Here is a 19,250-nt window from a genome sequence, read left to right as displayed (position 1 = left end):
TTTTTAATCAAGCACTTGCAGTGCGATGTTTACTTAAGCGGTTTTTTTGAGACTGTTTTTTACGCTTACGGCGAGTAAACCATAAATAAAAGCCAGTACCGCCTAGCCAAACAGGGCTTAAACCAATAACACACCAAATTATTTTACTAATGAGCCCTGCAAAATAACCAAAGTGTAGTTTTCTAAAGCTATCAATTACTTGCCAACCTACACCCACTTCGCGAATGTCCCAGTTAGCCATATGCTCGCCCGTTAGCTTGTTGTAAGTAACGGTATTGGCATATTCACTGGCAAGCGGGTTGCTGGTATCAACTTCACCAAATAGCGTTATGTTTTCGTCTGGCTCAAGCGGCATGACTAAAAACGTACCATTAAAGGTGGGTATTTGCTTTTGGCTGTCATCAAGTACGTGCTGAAAAGAAATCTCTTCATTGTATAAATTTTTAGTTAATACAAAGTGCTCTTCTTCTGCGTGTTCTATTACTTCGTGATACCACACAGCGCCGTTAAAGTAGCCGCCAGTGATGGCTAAAATTATAATAATTGGCGAGCCAATTACACCGGTCATTTTATGAATGTCGCTAAGCACTATTTGCAGTGTGGCACGCCAGCGTACACTAAATAACCGCTGCCAAAACTTACGATAAATAATAAGACCTGTAATCCCAAGTACTAAAAAAAACACCGCAAAAAAGAACCCTAAAACAGTGCCAGTTTGCCCTGGTAAGCTTTTTAAATCGTTAAGTAAAAAGGTGTAATGTAAGTCTAAAAACCAGTCGGTAAAGTAATGGCTGGTGCCTACTGGCTCCGAAAGAATATTGCCTGTGTATTGATCTAAATGGAATTTATACCAGTCCTCTGTACCGCGTTTAATTAAATAAACCCGATCAGCCGTATCATCGTTAAATATTTCCCAGCTACCTACCACGTACTCAGGGTAGGCTTTTTGCGTTTTTTCTATAAGTGTATCAATAGGTAAGCGGTTGGCTTGTTGTTGTACAACAAAGTGACTGTCTGGCATTAATAAGCCGTCAATCTCGCTTTTAAATACCAAAACGCTACCAGTTATACTGATAACAAGCAGCGGAATAAGCGCTATAAGGGCTACCCAGCTGTGAATTTTAAAAAGTGTTTTTCTCATAGTTTATTTTTTGTGTAATTGCCACAGACCTGCGTATGATAACAATTATCAGTTTTATTTCATAGTTGTGCGATGAATACACAATAATTGCTTTAGTGTTCAATTAAAGTAACGGTTTTTGTACAGCTATCTTGCCAGTGCCTAATATAGGTTTACGCTAATTTGTTGAGTAAAATATATTCATCATTACAATGCGCGCTCACTTTAAAACCCTTTTAAAAACATATGTTTATTTATTGTTTCAGGCGGGTTTTATATTAACATTTAAGTAACGAGCGAGGTTGTTTTGGCGCACTATCTACCTATTTTGTCGGCTTTTATTTTAGTTTTTAGCTTTTTACCGCTATTGAGCAAAATTAGAAAGAATCGCAGTGTGTCGGGGTTATCACTATTAATGATGACTTTTGGTTTAGCGCAAAGCCTCTACTTTATTACTTACAATATTTATTTTGAACGCTACTTTATTGCTCTACCATTTTTTGTAACCGGGGCATTAAGTGGCTTAATTTTATATTACTTTGCACGCTATAACGCCGCAAAAGCTGAACGTATACAGCTTGTAGCTATGCTTGGCTTTTCGTTATTGCCTTTTTTATTGCTGCTAAATAAAAGCCTAGAAACCTCATCGGTACTCAATGCACTTACATACGTGGGGCTGGTAATGAGCTCATTGCGGGTTATGCCGCAAACATATAAAACCTTGCGCAGTGGCAATATTAGCAATTTAAGCGCCCGTTACTTTAGTTTGCAGTTTGTAGCAGGCATGTGTGGTTTATTTGTAGAGCTAAGCAGTGTTATGCCTAGCACCTCGCATATTTTAATGTTTGTTATGTTGCTACTTACAAATGCCGTGCAATTTGCGTGTATGCAATATTATAAAATGCGCCCAGCAATGGCTTAAAAAACAATCGTCTTCTATTTATATTGTGCTAAATATGTGGCAAGTTACTTTATCAAATAAAAGGATAAAGTATGAATTGGAATCAGTTTGGCTACATTTGCCGTGTCTATAGTTCTAAAACATTAAGTGGCGCACAAAAAGAAGAGTTAACCACACAATCGTATTTAACCGTTTATGCTAATAAATATGCAGACAGTAAATTAGCCAATATCCTTGCAGCAAAATTTGCTCTGCAAGATGCTGATTTTTTGCAAAAACAAGCCATGCATTATCAATGTGTACCGCAGCTAGTTAGCGGGTATAAATTTGAGCAAAAAGGCATTTTTAGCTATTTAACTGCTGTTTTTCTTATTTATGTTTTTTCTTCGCTTTTATATCAGTCTTTTGTAGTTCCTACATTTGTAGAGATATATAGCAATCATATGGCTTCTTCTGCGCATACTTTAGGTAATTACTTTTCTTATTGGTATGTGCCAATTATTCTATTGGTTTTACTGCAAAGCATTATTTTTATAGTAATTTTTAAAATTAAAAATGCATGCGCTTTAACCGACTCGCAGCCTTTTACTGGTTTATCAAAAGCTTTACTTCCCCGCAGTTTAATTAAGAAATACGATCGACTAATGATAGCGCTTAACTTTGCGGTAAATTTCAAAGAGGATGAAAACGCTTCAATAGCCGAAACTAAGCACTTGGCTAAGTGTGATGCGTTAGGTTTAGAAACTCATGAAGAGTTTAAAGTGTTACTTCTGCAGCAGTTCCAACAATTTAATTTGCAGGCTAAAGGCTTTATTAATAAGCTGGTTATTCTGTATGGTTTAGTCATTATTGTGTCTATTTACTTATTTGTTAAAGCGGCTTATCAACCAATTTTTATGCTAGGGGAAGTGTTATGAAGGCAAAAGGATTTACGCTAATTGAATTGATGGTGGTGATTTCTATTATTGGTATTTTGGCGGCCGTTGCTTTACCGCAATACAGTAAATATATGCAAAAAGCTGAACTTGTTGATCCGCTTGCTATGGCCGCAGTAATTAGAGAAGACGTAACTACGTATTACATTGAAAACAGAGAGTTTCCTAAGAATAATAAACAAGCAAATGTGCCTGAAAGTAAATATTTAATAGGAAATCGAGTGACAGGTATTTCTATAGAAAACGGTGCAATTAACATTAGCTTGGGGAATAAGGCCTCGCAGCTTTTGCAAAATACAGTTTTAACATTTAGGCCAGCAGTCGTTACTAATAGTCCCACAAGCCCTATTGCATGGTTGTGCGGTTTTGATGAACCCGTTGTAGGGATGCAAGCGGTTGGCGAAAACAAAACAAGCGTACCTAAAGATGTATTACCTTCGGCCTGTTTATAACTAATTTAGGGGGTTAACCTATGCAACTCACCATTCATCAAATTGATGCATTTACAAGCGAGTTATTTAAAGGCAATTACGCGGCCGTGATCCCGCTTGAGTCATGGCTGAGTGATGAGTTAATGCTCAATATTGGCGCTGAAAATAATGTGTCTGAAACTGCATTTACTTGCCCTCAGGCAGACGGCAGTTTTGCAATACGGTGGTTTTCGCCATTAATGGAAATAGATTTTTGTGGCCACGCTACGCTCGCTGCTGCGTATGTTTTATGCGAACAACACAATCTTAGCCAAGTGCGCTTTAACGCTGCGGCTGTAGGGGAGCTTATGGTTAATAAAAATAGCGATGGTAGTTTTACTATGACCTTTCCTAAGCAAGCGCCGGATGAAGTGCAAGCTATACCAGAAGCGCTGCTCAAAGGGTTGTCTATACAACCAGTAAAGGTACTTAAAAATCGCCAAGCATATTTTGCTATATACGAAAATGCACAGCAAATTCATGATTTAACTACTCAGTCTGATTTATTGAAAACCTTATATCCACTTGATGTGGTCGCTACTGCGAGTTCTGCTGAGTACGATATTGTGTCTCGTTATTTTTGGCCAGCAAGTGGCGGCGAAGAAGATTTTGTTACGGGTTCTATTCACACTGGCCTTGCCCCTTACTGGGCGCAGCAATTAGGTAAAAATAAATTAAACGCGTATCAGGCTTCAAGCCGTGGTGGTTTTATACAATGTGAAGTAGGCGAGGATACAGTCACGTTAACCGGTAACGCTGTGCGGTATTTAAAAGGCACAATTTATTTATAAATAAGCATTAAGAAGGCCACGTATTACGTGGCCTGTTTGATTTAGTTAATTAAGCTTCTAACGCTTTAGCAATTAAGTGATCAATATACTTTTTATGCGCTTTAGTTGCTGTATCGGCTCCCCATCCTACGCTTGTATCAGCTATTTGTGTTAGCTGATAGAGCGCGGCAGTTTTTGCCAAATTGTCGTGCTTACTAGCTTTGCCCAGGCCTGCAATAGCAATAAGCTGATTTACATACTCTATTTGTAGATTATGGCTAATAGACGTGCTCTCTTTGCTATCAACAAAAATACTGGCAGTTAGGTCGTCCATAAATTGCGTTAAGCTATATTCATTACCGTACAGTGCGGTATCTGAAATACGCAGCATAACAGCCGGGTGCAGCAATTGCGCAAGTACTGTTTTTTGCATGCCTAAAATCATTTTGTGCGCTTTCGGGTCTTCATTTTTACCATAATGGTTAAAGCCACGGCGCTGTTGCTGTAAATAGTTATACAGTGGTTGCATACTAGTGAGTACGTCTGGCGCAAATACATATTTAGCAAGTATTTCCATGGCTTGTGTTTGGCGCTCAAGTGGCACAGGTGTAAAGGGTTTTTCGGCGTTTGTATCGCCGACTACGGCGCGTTCAACATACACGCCCCCAATTTGGCGAGAAACAATGCCTGCTTGTGAGCGGTACTGGCCAAATAAACTATTTGCCGAGGTAACTAGCTGTTGGTAAGACTCACCTCTTACTGTGGCTTTATCTTTTAACTCAGTAAATAACTTATTAATGAGCGCCATGCGATCGGCACCATAGGCTGCTGGGTTTGATGATAAATCGCCTATCATTACGCGTGGGTCTATATGGCGACCTGGCGCGCGCATGTCGTCGGCATCGTTACCAAAGGCAAGCGCGTGTTCGCTCGAGCGGGCAAGTATTTTATCAAGACGTGCGCGCTCTGCGGCTTCATCTTTAAGGGCTGTGCTGTAACCGTAGTTAATAGCCCAATCATCGTAAGGGCCTGGCTTAGTTTGAAAAATATCACCTTGCTGCACACCTATTGGCGCGATGTTAGCGGGTGCATAATCCATCACTGAGCCTGTGACTATGCCTTGGGTTTTAGCTTTATCATGAACCTCTTTTTCATCCCACAAAATAGACGATTTCATATTGTGGTTTAAGCCTAGTGTGTGGCCTACTTCATGAAGAATTAGCTGAGTTAAACCTTGGCGAATCATTTCATTGTCATCAATCGAGGCACCTGTTGCTAAGCCTTTAGCAAGTAATAGATTTTGTTGAATTTCATGACCTAGTGAGCAATTTAAATCGCTACTTGTATGTAAGTGTTCGCCGTGGCTCATAGTGCCTTGTGTGTAAAGCGTATCGTAAATCCAGCGGTTTTTCATAAACACAAACTCAAGCATAATGTCTGAGCCAAGTATTTCGCCTGTTAACGGGTTAGCAAGAGCCGGCCCGTAGCCACCAAAGGGCGGTTTTGGCGATGATGTCCAACGTAGTACGTTGTAGTTAATATCGCCAGCATCCCACGTTGCATCGTCGGGCTGTATTTTAACTTCTAGTGCGTTTTTAAAACCGGCTTTTTCAAAAGCGCTATTCCAGGTAAGTACGGCATCGCGAATCGTGTCGCGCCACTCTACCGGAGTGGTGTTTTCTATCCACCAGGTAATTGGTTTTACTGGCTCAGAAAGTTCAGCATTGGGGTTTTTCTTTTGTAGATCCCAGCGCTTAATAACATCCTCATAGGGCGCCCAGTCGGTCGAGGTCATTAGATCAAATTGATTAGTGAAATAGCCTATGCGCGCGTCATCTTTACGTGGTTTATAGTCGTTTTTTGGTAATGCAACAAAAGAGTGCTGCACCTTTACAGAGACATTGCGCGGGTCGCTTACGGCACTTGTACCACGCACGGTGGGACTGGCATTACTAAATACGTAATCAACGACTATATCTAAGTTGTTTGGGTAGGGGCGCTGCTTAACAATGCGCGACTTTTTAGTATTTAATTTACCTACTTTAAAGCGTTTTTTAGCGTTTTTATCGGCTGGGTTTGGTGTTGGCGATACCTTGTGTAGCGCCTCACTTAAAAATAGCTTGTTAACCTTAAAGGCTATTTTACCTTCTTCTTCTTTTTCTATTTTAATACTGGCTAAAACGGCTTCACTAATATTGGCATTGCTTGCTTTGGCAATGGCACTGTTTTGATCAAATTTATAGCGAGGTGTTTTGCTTACTATATCAATGCGGTCAAAGTATTTTCTAAACTCAATAAGCTTAGTTTCTCTATAGGCACCGCGATAATGCCCAGCATCAGTGACACCGTCGACTGTATGGGCAAAGTATACAAAAGGGGTATTAAGCTGCGATTCGGTGATCACCATTAAGTGCTCACCGGTTTTTTGGTCTTGGTATAAATTAAAAATACCTGAAAATTCGGTTTGCCCTTCGACCATTTCGCTCAGGGTTTTTACTTTTTTGTCTTCTTTTTTATCATCAGCCACTGCGTGGCCGCTTAGCGCTATACTCAGTGTTAGCGCAAGGGTTGTTAATTTCATTGTAATAATCTTTTTCGCTGTTATTTATTAAGGGTGACTGTACGTAAATTAAAAACTGTTCGCACATGTTCTCGATGAAATAATAGCCTAAACTTGTAATTTGTTGATTTTAAATAGTAAAAGTTTGTAACAAAATATAATAAATGCGATGAGTAGCAGGTGTTTGTTAACGGGTACACAGCTAAATTCAGTGCCCAATTTGATTTGTAACAGTTGCTTACAAATGTCAGGTTAATGTTTTATTGCGCTCTGTTATTATAGTGTTAGTAGAAATATGAGGTAATTAGGATATGCAATCAAATTCACTGAGATGGGTGTTCCCATTTGTAGCATTAGCCATTGGTGTAGTGGGCTTTATGGGAATAAACGCTATTGCACAAGAAGATCAAAATAAAACAGCAGTAGATACACGACCCACCGTGCAAGTTGAGCCTGTAGAAGCTAATAATCACCAAGTAATAATAAACAGCTACGGCGAAATAAAACCATTAGAAAACACACAGTTGGCGGCGCAGGTGTCGGGCGAAGTGGTTAGCTGGCATCCTAGCTTTGTAGCCGGTGGCGTGGTTTCTCGTGGCGATACACTGATTAGTATTGAAAAAGATAACTACGAAGCAGCCGTTTTAGTTGCCGAAGCCGATTTAGCGCGTGCCAAAGCTGCTTTAATTGAAGAGCAAGCGCAGGCAAAAGTAGCCGAAGACGAAGCAAAGCGTTTTCCGAATAAAGCACGTACAGACTTATTTTTACGTAAACCGCAGGTGTTAAGCGCCCAAGCAGCGGTTAAGTCGGCGCAAGCCGCATTAAAAAGAGCACAACGCGATTTAGAAAACTGCGATATAAAAGCCCCATACGATGCGTTAGTAGTGAGCCGTAATGTAGGCGTTGGCCAGTTTGTGGCTATGGGTGCACAAGTGGCTGATTTAAATAATATAGAAACAGCAGAGGTTATTATTCCTATTGCTGGTTTTGATAGCGTATTTTTACCGGAGCGAATTAAGGGCATTAAGGCCACTATTATTCAAAAAGGGTTAAACAGTTTTACACGTGAAGGCGTGATTGACCGTGACCTAGGTATTGTAGATAACGCGACGCGCATGAGCAGCTTAGTGGTACGTATTGAAGACCCATACGGCTTAAAAACACAGCAACCGGCAATTAAATTTGGCAGCTACGTACAGGTTAATTTTGCAGGCGCTATGCTTAATAATATTTACCGTTTACCGCAATCATTAGTTAATAACCAAACAGTGTGGATAGTTAACGAAAACCAAGAGCTTGAGCCGCGCAAAGTAACCGTAGTGAGAGAAGAAGGCGAGTACTTTTATATTAGCAGCGGGCTGAACGCCGATGATAAGTTGGTTACCACGTTACCAGAGTACCCACAAAAGGGCATGCAAGTTAAAGTGGCTGGCATGGGCGAGCCGAGTAACGCTAATACAAACACCGAAAGTAGCGCTGATGCGCAACAGTTGTAAGGTGTAAATTAATGAGTGAATCAATTGAAAAAAAACAAACAGGGTTAATAGCTTACTTTGCTAACAACTCTGTTGCAGCAAACTTAATGATGGTTTTTATCATCATTATGGGGATTATTAGCTACCTTACCATTCAGCGCCAAATGTTTCCTAATGTAGAAATTAACTACATTAATGTTGAGGCAAATTACCCCGGTGCCTCACCACAAGAAATTGAAGAAAGCATTCTTATAAAAATTGAAGAATCACTAAAGGATGTGACCGAAATTAAAAAGGGCGTGTACCGCGCCTTTAGAAATGGCGGTAGAGCAAGCCTTGAAATTAACACCGATGCAGAGCTTACCGATGTACTTGATAAGGTAAAGCTGCGTGTTGATGGTATTGCAACCTTTCCTGCGGGTATGGAACCGGTCACCATAAGTCAGATTGAGTTTAGGCAAGACGTTATAGGGATGACCTTAGTTGCCGATTTGCCGCTGACAGAACTCAAACCCATTGCCAATCAAATTGAAGATGAGCTATTACAGCTATCAAACGTGTCGTTGGTAGAAAACGATGTGCCGCTTGATGAAATTGCCATCGAAATCGACCCAGATACGTTGCGCCAATATAATTTAACCCTGAGCGATGTAATGAACGCTGTGCGTAATTACTCTGCTAATTTTTCGGCGGGGCAATTAACAACCGATGCGGGGGTTATTTCTGTTCGGGTTGAAAACCAGTATTACTCTGGTGATGAGTTTAGACAAATTCCGGTAAAAATAGGTGAATACGGCGCTAAAGTGTTGCTTCAAGACATTGCCGTTATTAAGGACCAATTTACTGAAGGCGAGCGCTATTTTAAGTTTAATGGCGAAAACGCAGTGTATATGTCGGTAAAGGCTACGCAAGATCAAAACATGATTCCGGTTGCTGAGTCGGTTAAAGCCTTTATTGAGCAAAAGAATACCCAGCTACCACCGGGTGTTAGGTTAGAGCCATTAATGGACATGACGTACTACCTAAATGCGCGCCTTGATATGATGAAAGCTAACTTGTTTCAAGGGGCAATATTAGTCGCTATTATGCTTTCGTTATTCTTGCGCTTTAAATTAGCGCTTTGGGTAATGATTGGCTTACCGGTGTGCTTTTTAGGGGCAATGATGCTAATGCCGTTATTTGGTATAAGCATTAATATAATTTCGTTGTTTGCATTTATTATGGTGCTCGGGATTGTGGTTGATGACGCCATAGTAATAGGAGAAGCCGCTTATACTGAGGTAGAAAAAAGCGGAGGCGGAGTTGAGAATGTTGTCCGTGGTGCAAACCGTGTAGCAACCCCTGCTACATTTGGTGTATTAACAACTATTGCAGTGTTTGCCCCATTTACACTATCGAGTGGGCCAGAAAGTGCCTTTTTTTACGCGATTGCTGTAGTAGTAATACTGTGTTTAGTATTTAGCTTAGTTGAGTCAAAACTTATTTTACCGGCGCATATTGCCCACACGCACTTTTCACCTATTAAAAAAGGTGGCTGGCGCGATAGGTTTAATACGCGCTTTTTTGGTTTTGTAAATGGCCCTTATAAGCGTTTTATATCGCGTTGTGTAGACTGGCGCTGGACAGTATTGTTTGGCTTTATTGCTATGTTTTTTATAAGTATTGCGCTGATCACATCAAATAAAGTACGCACTGTACCTACTCCAAAAGTGCCACATGATTTTCCGCAAATTCATATAGAAATGAACGACAATGTGTCTGATTTACAAACTATTGCAGCTATTCGTGAAGTAGAAGCCATGGTGTTAAGAGTTGATGAAGAAACAGAGCGTGAATTTGGCCAAAAAATAATTCGTGATGTACTGGTATTTAACCAAGGCAGAACCGAGTCTCAGTTACTTGCGCCGTTGGTTGATGAAGACTTACGCCCTTATAACGCGTTTGAGCTTTCGCGCCGCTGGCGAGAAGCCATGCCAACCATTGCTGGTATTAAATCACTCACTATTGAAGATGATGTTGGCGGCGGTGGCGGCACCGGAGAAGGTGAGTTTGGCTACTTATTATTTGGATCAGACATAGAAACACTTAACGCTGCCGGGCGTCGTTTTATTCAGCTATTGCAGCAACAAAAAGGCTTGTTTGATATAAGCTCTACCATTGACCCTGCTAGTAAAGAGGTGCAAATGAGCTTAAAACCTGTGGCTTACGATTTAGGACTCGACCTTGCTAACATTGCAAACCAAGTGGGAGCCAGTTTTTATGGTGGCGAAGCGCAGCGTGTAATACGTAACGGCGAAGAAGTAAGAGTAATGGTACGTTACCCTAAACTGACTCGCGAAGCGTTTTCATCGCTAAAACACACAGTGGTAACCACACCGCAAGGGCGTGAAGTGCTTTTAGGTGATGTAGTTGAGCTAACCGAAACGCCGGGTATTAGTTATATTCGCCGTGAGGGTGGTTATCGTACGGTTTATGTATACGGCAGTATTGATGAAGAAGTTATAGAGCCTGGCGAAGTTGTTTCGCAAGTAAAAGAAAACTTATTACCACAACTTAAAGAGGAATACCCAAGTGTTAAATCAGAACTTGGTGGCGCAATAGAAGAGCAACAAGCACAAGCTAATGAGCAGCTGCTGTTTTTTGTAGGTGGCATGATTTTAGTTTATATATTGCTTGCTGTACCACTTAAAAGTTACGCCCAGCCACTTATTGTTATGTCGGTTATTCCGTTTAGTTTAACGGGGGCTATTTGGGGTCACTTTTGGTTTGATTTAGACATTAGCTTAATGTCGGGTTTTGGTTTAATCGCCGCGGCCGGCGTAGTTATAAACGACTCGCTGGTAATGACCGATTACGTAAACCAAGTACGCCGAGAAGGTGTAAGCGTTAAAAACGCGGTGATAGAGGCTGGTTGTGCGCGCTTTAGGGCAATATTACTAACCTCAATTACCACCTTTGCAGGGGTACTGCCTATTATGTTTGAAACCAGCTTACAAGCTAAGTTTGTAATCCCTATGGCAGTAGCGCTAGGCTTTGCCGTTATGTTTGCAACACTAATTACCCTTATATTGGTGCCGTGTTTATACATAATTTTAGGCGATATTGGTAACGTGTTTAAAACGGTTTTTCGAAAAATTTTTAGGCGAAAAACACCTATAAATCAAACATCTTAAACTACTTAAAGCCAACTCTAGCGAGTTGGCTTTTTAGGGCGTGCTGATCTTTGCGGATTGAAATTTGTTCAATCTAGGGGCGATTAAATCGCGGCGCGAGGTTTGTAACCTAGTGGGCTAAGTAAAAATCGAGTAACAAAGAGTTTATCATCCCTAGGCAGAACCCGAAGGGCAGCGCATGTTTGGCATTTATGCTGCGTTATCGCCTATTTATGGGGAGTAACCACACTTCATAGGCTCTGCCTTGCTTAAAAGCCAAACATACTGCTGCAAATTCAACCATCAAAGAACAGCACGCCCTGATCATTTAAGCTTATATAAAAATTTTGGTTACATTCTTTTGTTTGAATAAGCTTTGCGCACGTTTTATAATCACTTTTTTCTGTTGGCAAATTAGTCGAAAGGCTAAGACGCAAAGTTTCCGGTCTAAGGTGCATACTATGATAGCGGGGCTGCTGCATAATTTTTATACGGTATCGCTTGCCCTCAGTGTCGTTTTTGTGTATCCATATGTTATGGATAAAATTTTGTGACTCTTAAGGTGTTGCTGTGTTTATGCATACGTCGTTGGCTTGTGGAAAATGGTCAACTATAGGTTGCTTAAACCATCATACCCAATTATTCATTGGGGATGTGGTTAGTGTAACCTTTTCAGACATGCAAGGAGAGCTCGTTGATTTATCGTTTAACTATAAAATTACCTCTTTAGAGCAAGGTGAGCCACATGCTTGGCCACGGTTAGTTGCCGAATATATAAATGTGCATGTCCCCCTTGTAAGTGCAGGTAGAATGACTAAGCAAGGCCTGGTTGTTGGCTATCGAAATAACGAAATATTTGCCCTAGAAAGTAGCGGTATTAATAAAGCAAAGGTTGAGTTTCATTGCGTAGCAAAGTGTGACAACTTAATACAATACAATGACCAAGAATATGATTACGTATACCCTCAGTGTAGCGAAAATTACAATGCGGGCACTAAGGTACTACAGCTTAAAACAGGCTATATATACCAGTGTAAGGCATGGCCGTTTAGCCGGTTTTGCAGAACCAATAATGATAAAGACCCAAGCTTTGAACCCGGTGTGGGAAAAAGCTGGGCGATGGCGTGGACTAAGGTCTCTTAGCGCCTTTAAAATAAAAACCAACTTCCCATGGGTGTAATGACAAGAATAAAATTGCAGTAATTTTAAAATTTGGACTTATACCTCAAGCCCACTCACTATGAGTGGGCTTTTTTATTTTTATGATAAACTGCCTACATTGTTATTCTTTATACGGTTTTGTTGTGTCATTAAGTGAATTTTCTTCTCAATCATTAGCTCGTTTCCCTGTTGCTAAAAAGCAGCCCCATCAATTAACTATGCACTATAAAACGCGCACCGATAACTACTACTGGATGCGTGATGATGAGCGCGAAAACAAAGAAATACTCGCCCATTTAGCAGCCGAAAATGCATATTGCGATGATCAACTAGCCGCGATAAAACCGTTACAAAACAGTATTTTTGAAGAACTAAAAGGGCGTATTGTAAAAGATGACAACACGGTACCGGTAAAAGATGGCAAGTACTGGTATCACTCAGAGGTACGTGGTGATGATGAGTATTCACGCCATTACAGAAGCACGAGCATTAACACTGATAACAAGCAGTTACTACTTGATGTAAATGTTTTAGCCCAAAATCATGAGTTTTACGAATTAGGTGAAGTTGCGCTAAGCCCATGTGAGCAATTAATGGCATACAGCGAAGATACCGAAGGGCGTAGAATTTACAGTGTACATTTTAAAAACCTACAAACAGGTGAAATGCTCAGCGATGTTTTAGAAAATACCGAAGGACAAATTGTTTGGGCAAACGACAATAAAACCGTATTTTACGTTAAAAAAGACCTACAAACGTTACTGGGTTTTCAGGTGTTTAGGCACGAGTTAGGCACAGCGCAAAGCCAAGATGTAATGGTGTATGAAGAGCATGATAAAAGCTTTTTTATGGGCTTGGGGAAAAGCCGTGATGAGAGCTTAATTATTATTGATTTAGCTACCACCGAAACAAATGATACGTGGGTGCTTGATGCTAATAACCCGCAAGGAAAATTTAACGCATTACTACCCCGCGAAGAAGGCCATGAGTTTGATATAGATAAACACGGCGATACTTTTTACATAGTAACCAACTGGCAAGCTAAAAATTTCAGACTAATGACGGCAACAAGTGAAACGATTGCAGATAAAACGCAGTGGCAAGAGCACACCGCGCACCGTGAGCATGTGTTGCTTGAAGGTGTAGAAATATTTGACGACTTTTTAGTATTAACTGAGCGCGAGCAAGGTCAAGCTCGCTTTGTTGTTATTAACCAAGCTAAAGAGCGCATGGCGCTTGAATTTAGCGACCCATGTTACTATGCCGCTGTGGCGATGAACCCCGAGCCACAGGCGGGTTCGGTACGTATTTATTATTCAAGCCTAACCACGCCTGGAACGTTGTACGATGTTGATTTAGCCACGGGCAAAAAAACATTATTAAAACAGCAGCAAGTACTGGGCGGGTTTGATAGTGCACTTTATGCCTCTGAGCGCTTATTCGTGACTGCACGCGATGGCGTGCAAGTACCTGTTTCATTAGTGTATAGAAAAGACACCTTTACTAAAAATGGCACAAACCCGCTGTTTCAATACGGCTATGGTGCATATGGTTACACGATAGATCCGAGCTTTTCGAGTACCTCATTGAGCTTGCTAGACCGCGGCTTTGTGTATGCTATTGCACACGTTAGAGGCTCAGAAATGCTAGGACGCCATTGGTACGAGCAAGGTAAAAAAGAGTATAAGCAAAACAGCTTTAACGACTTTATTGATATTACTAAAGCCCTTGTTGAGCAAGGCTACGGTGATAAAAATAAAGTATTTGCCTCTGGCGGCAGTGCCGGTGGTTTATTAATGGGCGCTGTTTTAAACCAAGCGCCTGAGCTTTATTTGGGTGTAGGCTGTCATGTGCCATTTTTAGATGTGTTAACCACCATGCTAGATGAAAGTATTCCACTGACTACTAACGAGTACGATGAGTGGGGCAACCCAAACGATGAACACTTTTATGACGTTATAGCCAAGTACTCTCCGTACGATAATATCAGCGCCAAAGACTACCCGCATATTTTAGTGACCACAGGCCTGCACGATTCTCAAGTACAATATTGGGAGCCCATGAAGTGGGTAGCAAAAATGCGCGAACTGAAAACTGATAACAATATACTGGTATTTAAAACCGATATGGATGCTGGCCATGGTGGCGCATCAGGACGCTTTAAAAGTTTAGAGGAAAAAGCGCTCGAAATGGCCTTTTTTATTGCACTAATAAATTAGCTGCAAAATACGCAAAATGTATTAAGCTTTAATGAAGCACTGATAAATAAAAGGTTATTTATGTTTGGAGCACACGGAGAGTTTCAGATTTGCTCTCAGCCACCCACCATGTATTTAAAGCTATTTGGCAGTTTTAATAATGAAGGAATTACTTTACTAACTAATGGTGTGGTTAACGAATTAAGCATGCACCCCAAAGGCGCAGTAAAGTTTGTTGTAGTTAACTTAGAAGAGTTTGAGTTAATAACAGTAGATAGCATGGACTCGTTAGAGGCGTACTTTGCCAGCGTAAAAGAGCGTGGCTACGAACGCGTAGATTACTTGTATGCAAATATTATCGCTAAAAACATGTTTGAGAGAGTCTGGAAAAACAGTGATATTGAAGTTAACTTTTATAAAGACTCAGAAAATTACCTGCATCAACACCCAGACGATGAATACATCAAAACCTATTGGTAAATAGTCATCACAAGCCCCTATGCTACGGGGCTTATAATGCTCTCTAGGCAGTTTTTGTACCTTCTTGATAAATTTAACGAGATATTATTTTTAAGCTTAACCTTATAGTCGCCGCTGTCTGTTGGCATTAGCTCTGTTATGGCTTGTTTTCTGACAAGTGTGGAGCGGTGAATACGTATAAAACCTTCTGGCTCTAGCTGTTGTTCAATGTTTTTCATGGTTTCACGATGTAAAACAGGGGCGCTGCTGCCATTAAAATGTAGCTCTACATAATTACCCGCACCGTTTATCCATACAATATCGTTAATGTCTATTAAACGTACTTTTCCTACATCTTTAACAACAATGTGTGCAGCAATAGGTTGCTCGTTTTCATGTGCTGTTTTAAACAGGCGTTCAGCTTGTGTGGCTAATGGGCATAAATGAATAAGCTTCTCGAAACATTTTTCAAGCCTAGAAGTGGTTACATCGGTCGTTAAAAAATCGACTGCGCCGACTTCAAACGCAAAATTAGCAAACTCAGCCGATCTAGCAATCACTACTACTTTCATTGTTTTAGCCAGCTCAGTTAAGTGCACTATTTGAGTAGGATCATTTAAATTGGATAATTCGTAAAAAAGCACATTAAAACGAGAAGTATCTATTTGATCTAAACGCTGCTCGGGTAGTTGCGTTTGTGAGTCAAAATGACGGTGAGCTTGTACCTGTTGAGTTAAGAATGTTGCAAATTTGCTCGTGCCAACTCTAATTAGTGCATGAAAGTAAGTAATCATAAAAAATTCCATCTCTAAAGTGTGTAGTTATAAAGACCGTGTATTTAATAAAAAATGTTAAAAAAAATTCAATCAAATCTATAACAAATTGGGATAAATGCTTTCATCCCATAAATCCTGCTGTTTGTACCAAACTAAATGCCTGTTAAATAATGCACATAGTGTCTTAAAATTATTCCACTTAATGTTTAATTGTTTGTAACTAGCTAGTTACAAAAATAACAATTCAGGGACATTATAGTATGAAAAAAATAAATAACTCAGGTAGTCGTACATTTAAACGATCTTCTTTATCTTTAGCGCTAAGTGCGACAGTGCTAGCTGGCTTTTCTTTTCAAGGTATAGCAGCAGAAGAAGACGAGCTCGAAAAAATAGAGCGCGTGCAAGTAACTGGCTCTCGTATTCGTTCAGCCGAGGCGATGTCATCTGCACCTATACAGGTTGTAAGTGGCGAGGCAATTGATGCATCAGGCTCTTTAAATATCCAAAACCTACTGCTAGAAAACCCAGCATTTGGTTCTCCGGCAATTAGCCGAACTAACTCTAACTTTTCAACGGCAAGCGCGGGTGTAGCTACAGTTGATTTGCGTAACTTAGGCTCAAATCGTACTTTAGTACTTGTTAATGGTCGCCGCTACGTATCGGGTGTACCAGGTAGTTCGGCTGTTGATTTAAATACCATTCCTAGCCAATTTATTGAGCGTGTGGAAATTATGACCGGTGGTGCATCATCAGTATATGGCTCTGATGCGGTTGCAGGTGTAGTTAACTTTGTATTAAAAGATGACTTTGAAGGCGTAGAGTTTGAAGGCCAATACGGCGAATCAAGTGAAGGCGATGATGAATCGCGTCAGTTTTCTTTTACCTCAGGTTTAACTACGGGTGATGGCAAAGGTCAAGCCATGTTCCACTTAGGCTACTCAGATCAGGGCGCTGTGTTTTCACGCGACCGTGAGCGCTCTGCAGTAGACCAATTTTCAGGTATTTATTTTGAAGACGATCCGGCGGCAAATCCAGGGTCTATTTTTGAAGCAGTGAACCCGTTTTTCTCATCATTTCCTCCACAAGGGCGTTTTGATGCAGGCGATACACGCTTTACTTACGATCCAAACAACAACTTACAAGACTCGTTTAGTACCAATGGCGGTGACGGTATAGATGCCAACGGCTTTAACCGAAGCGGCGTACGTACCATTGCTATACCAACAGAGCGCTACTTATTTGCCTCAAATGGTAGTTACGAGCTAACAGATAAACACAGCTTCTTTTTTGAAGGGACGTATGCATCTAGTACCACTATTTCAGAGTTAGAGCCTTTTCCGTTTGCCTCAGATGACATTTATGCCAATGGCCGCGTGCCAATTGAGTTTGACGTAAATGGCGAAATGCTCAGAAATGCCTTTGTACCAGATGATATCTACAATGCAGCAACAGATACTGATGGTGATGGTGCTAGAGACATCTTTTTTGCTAAACGTTTAAGTGATGTAGGTAACCGTGGTGCCCGTGCAGAGCGTGATACATTCCGTTTAGCTGTGGGCTTTCAGGGTGAGATTAACGACAGCTGGTTTTACGATACCTACTATGTATATGGTAAAACAAAAGAGTCGCAAGTTTCTGGTGGCTTAGTTAATGTACAAAGCTTTCGCCAGGGTTTAGAAGCGGTAATTGATAGCCAAGATTTAGATGGTGATGGTATTACCGACGAAGCGATTTGTATTGATGCAACAGCGCGTGGTTTTAATTGTGCGCCAGTGAACATTTACGGATTTAACTCACTATCGCAAGGTGCTATTGATTTTGTAAGTGCACCAAGCACGCTTTCAACATCGGTAGAGCAAGAAATTATTGGTGGTAACGTCTCAGGTGATTTATTTGAGTTGCCTGCGGGTATGGTGGGTATTGCAGCTGGTTTTGAATACCGCGAAGAGTTCTCTCGTAGTGAATTTGATGCCCTACAGCAAGCGGGTTTAAATGCAGGTAATGCAATTCCTGCAACTGAAGGCTCTTTTGATGTAACTGAATATTATATTGAGGCTAATATTCCAGTGCTAGATGCAGTAACAATGAATGCAGCGGTACGTTTATCTGACTACTCAACAGTGGGTAACACAGAAAGCTGGAACGTAGGTGTGGATTGGGAAGTAATGGATAGTTTACGTCTTCGTGCTACCCGTGCCCGCTCTACACGTGCGCCTAATATTGATGAGTTATTTTCACCACCTTCGCAAACATTCCCAAGCGGTTTAAACGATCCATGTTTAGGTGTGACAAATAGTGGCGGTGGCGCTGTAGGTGATGCGTGTCGTGCCGATGTGGGTGTTGCAAATAATATTGCATCAAACGGTGAGTTTACACTTAACCAGTCAGATTTACAGGGTATTAGTGGCTTTAACCGCGGTAACCCAGATCTAAAAGAAGAAGTGGGCGACTCTGTGACCGTGGGTGTAGTATTTACTCCAGAGGAATTAATCTCGGGCCTTGACGTTACCTTGGATTACTTTGACATAGAAATCACAGATGCAATCGTATCTACACCGCGCCAATTTATTTTAGATCAATGTTACGGCGGTGGTGACGATAGCTTCTGTAGCTTTATAACTCGTCGTAGCGGCCCTTCAGGTAATAATAGTGCAGGTTCACTTGAGTTTATCGACAGTGGTGTATCAAACAGTGGTGGTTTAGGAACTGAAGGTGTTGATTTAACACTAACTTACTCTGCCGATATTGGCCCTGGCGCATTTAGAACTCGCCTTGCATACACTTACTTGATTGACGGTTACACCATTCCGTTACCGGGTGCGGATAAAGATGAGTTTGCAGGTGAAATTGGCGCATCTGAGCACAAAGCTAACTGGAACTTAGGCTATAAGCTTGATGACTTTGATTTTAACTGGAGCATGACCTACATAGGTGCTGCTGACTTTGATGATCAATTCTTAAGTGGTTTTGGTATTCCAGCTGGCGGCGTGGGTATTGGCTCAGTAACCTATCATGATGTACAAGCGAGCTATCATATTAGCGACTCAATGGAGCTGTATGCAGGTGCTAACAACTTATTTGATAAAGAGCCTCCGCGCATACTCTCAGGTGTGAGTGGGTCAAGCACAGGTACTGAAACCGATGCAGGTACGTACGACCCTATTGGTCAAACGTTTTATGTAGGCTTTAGAAGCAAGTTCTAACCAATAGTGTCGTAACACGGCATGTAAAATAGCAATAAGCCCCAGCAACTACTGGGGCTTTTTATTTGGG

At 41.0% G+C, this 19,250-nt stretch carries 13 protein-coding genes and 1 riboswitch; of the genes, 10 read left to right on the top strand and 3 right to left on the bottom strand.

The window, feature by feature from the left end:
- Positions 1-7: 7 nt before the first annotated feature.
- Positions 8-1,141 (bottom strand): PepSY domain-containing protein, encoded by a 1,134-nt coding sequence (locus tag QUE46_RS16335; RefSeq protein ID WP_286245634.1) that lies wholly within the window; start codon positions 1,139-1,141, stop codon positions 8-10.
- 286 nt (positions 1,142-1,427) lie between these two features.
- Between QUE46_RS16335 and QUE46_RS16330 the strand changes: the two genes are divergently transcribed.
- The 4 genes from QUE46_RS16330 to QUE46_RS16315 all read left to right on the top strand — a co-directional run bounded on the left by QUE46_RS16330 (position 1,428) and on the right by QUE46_RS16315 (position 4,217).
- Positions 1,428-2,042, top strand: coding sequence for a PQ-loop domain-containing transporter (locus QUE46_RS16330; RefSeq protein WP_286245633.1), 615 nt, complete (start codon positions 1,428-1,430; stop codon positions 2,040-2,042).
- Between the two features lie 71 nt (positions 2,043-2,113).
- Complete coding sequence (locus QUE46_RS16325) at positions 2,114-2,938, top strand: hypothetical protein (RefSeq protein ID WP_286245632.1); 825 nt, start codon at positions 2,114-2,116, stop codon at positions 2,936-2,938.
- Entirely contained in the window at positions 2,935-3,408 is a 474-nt protein-coding gene (locus QUE46_RS16320) for a pilin (RefSeq protein WP_286245631.1), read from the top strand. The genes QUE46_RS16325 and QUE46_RS16320 overlap by 4 nt, the downstream gene beginning before the upstream one ends.
- A 20-nt stretch (positions 3,409-3,428) precedes the next feature.
- The gene (locus QUE46_RS16315) at positions 3,429-4,217 is read left to right on the top strand and encodes a PhzF family phenazine biosynthesis protein (protein ID WP_286245630.1); all 789 of its coding nucleotides are present in this window, start codon (positions 3,429-3,431) and stop codon (positions 4,215-4,217) included.
- A gap of 49 nt (positions 4,218-4,266) precedes the next feature.
- On the opposite strand, the gene QUE46_RS16310 is transcribed toward QUE46_RS16315, so the two are convergent.
- The gene (locus QUE46_RS16310; protein WP_286245629.1) at positions 4,267-6,777 is read right to left on the bottom strand and encodes a zinc-dependent metalloprotease; all 2,511 of its coding nucleotides are present in this window, start codon (positions 6,775-6,777) and stop codon (positions 4,267-4,269) included.
- Positions 6,778-7,067: 290 nt separating this feature from the next.
- On the opposite strand from QUE46_RS16310, the gene QUE46_RS16305 reads away from it, so the two are divergent.
- The 5 genes from QUE46_RS16305 (at position 7,068) to QUE46_RS16285 (ending at position 15,222) form a co-directional block, all read left to right on the top strand.
- Positions 7,068-8,252 carry an efflux RND transporter periplasmic adaptor subunit gene (locus tag QUE46_RS16305; protein ID WP_286245628.1) on the top strand — a complete coding sequence of 395 codons (1,185 nt, stop codon included), beginning with the start codon at positions 7,068-7,070 and terminating at the stop codon, positions 8,250-8,252.
- 11 nt (positions 8,253-8,263) lie between these two features.
- The gene (locus tag QUE46_RS16300; protein WP_286245627.1) at positions 8,264-11,404 is read left to right on the top strand and encodes an efflux RND transporter permease subunit; all 3,141 of its coding nucleotides are present in this window, start codon (positions 8,264-8,266) and stop codon (positions 11,402-11,404) included.
- Positions 11,405-11,781: 377 nt separating this feature from the next.
- Positions 11,782-11,864, top strand: a riboswitch (cyclic di-GMP riboswitch).
- Positions 11,865-11,959: 95 nt separating this feature from the next.
- Positions 11,960-12,526, top strand: a complete 567-nt coding sequence (locus QUE46_RS16295; RefSeq protein ID WP_286245626.1) for a chitin-binding protein — start codon at positions 11,960-11,962, stop codon at positions 12,524-12,526.
- Between the two features lie 236 nt (positions 12,527-12,762).
- The gene (locus QUE46_RS16290) at positions 12,763-14,763 is read left to right on the top strand and encodes a S9 family peptidase (protein ID WP_374761407.1); all 2,001 of its coding nucleotides are present in this window, start codon (positions 12,763-12,765) and stop codon (positions 14,761-14,763) included.
- A 60-nt stretch (positions 14,764-14,823) separates the two neighbouring features.
- Positions 14,824-15,222, top strand: a complete 399-nt coding sequence (locus QUE46_RS16285) for a hypothetical protein (protein ID WP_286245624.1) — start codon at positions 14,824-14,826, stop codon at positions 15,220-15,222.
- Positions 15,223-15,239: 17 nt separating this feature from the next.
- On the opposite strand, the gene QUE46_RS16280 is transcribed toward QUE46_RS16285, so the two are convergent.
- Complete coding sequence (locus QUE46_RS16280) at positions 15,240-15,995, bottom strand: LytTR family DNA-binding domain-containing protein (protein WP_286245623.1); 756 nt, start codon at positions 15,993-15,995, stop codon at positions 15,240-15,242.
- Positions 15,996-16,237: 242 nt separating this feature from the next.
- On the opposite strand from QUE46_RS16280, the gene QUE46_RS16275 reads away from it, so the two are divergent.
- Positions 16,238-19,180, top strand: a complete 2,943-nt coding sequence (locus QUE46_RS16275; RefSeq protein WP_286245622.1) for a TonB-dependent receptor domain-containing protein — start codon at positions 16,238-16,240, stop codon at positions 19,178-19,180.
- Positions 19,181-19,250 lie beyond the last annotated feature (70 nt).

It is taken from the genome of Pseudoalteromonas sp. MM1, assembly GCF_030296835.1.
Classification (GTDB): Bacteria; Pseudomonadota; Gammaproteobacteria; order Enterobacterales; family Alteromonadaceae; genus Pseudoalteromonas.
The sequence above is the reverse complement of the archived record's forward strand: the minus strand, read 5'-3'. Positions and strand labels throughout refer to the sequence as shown.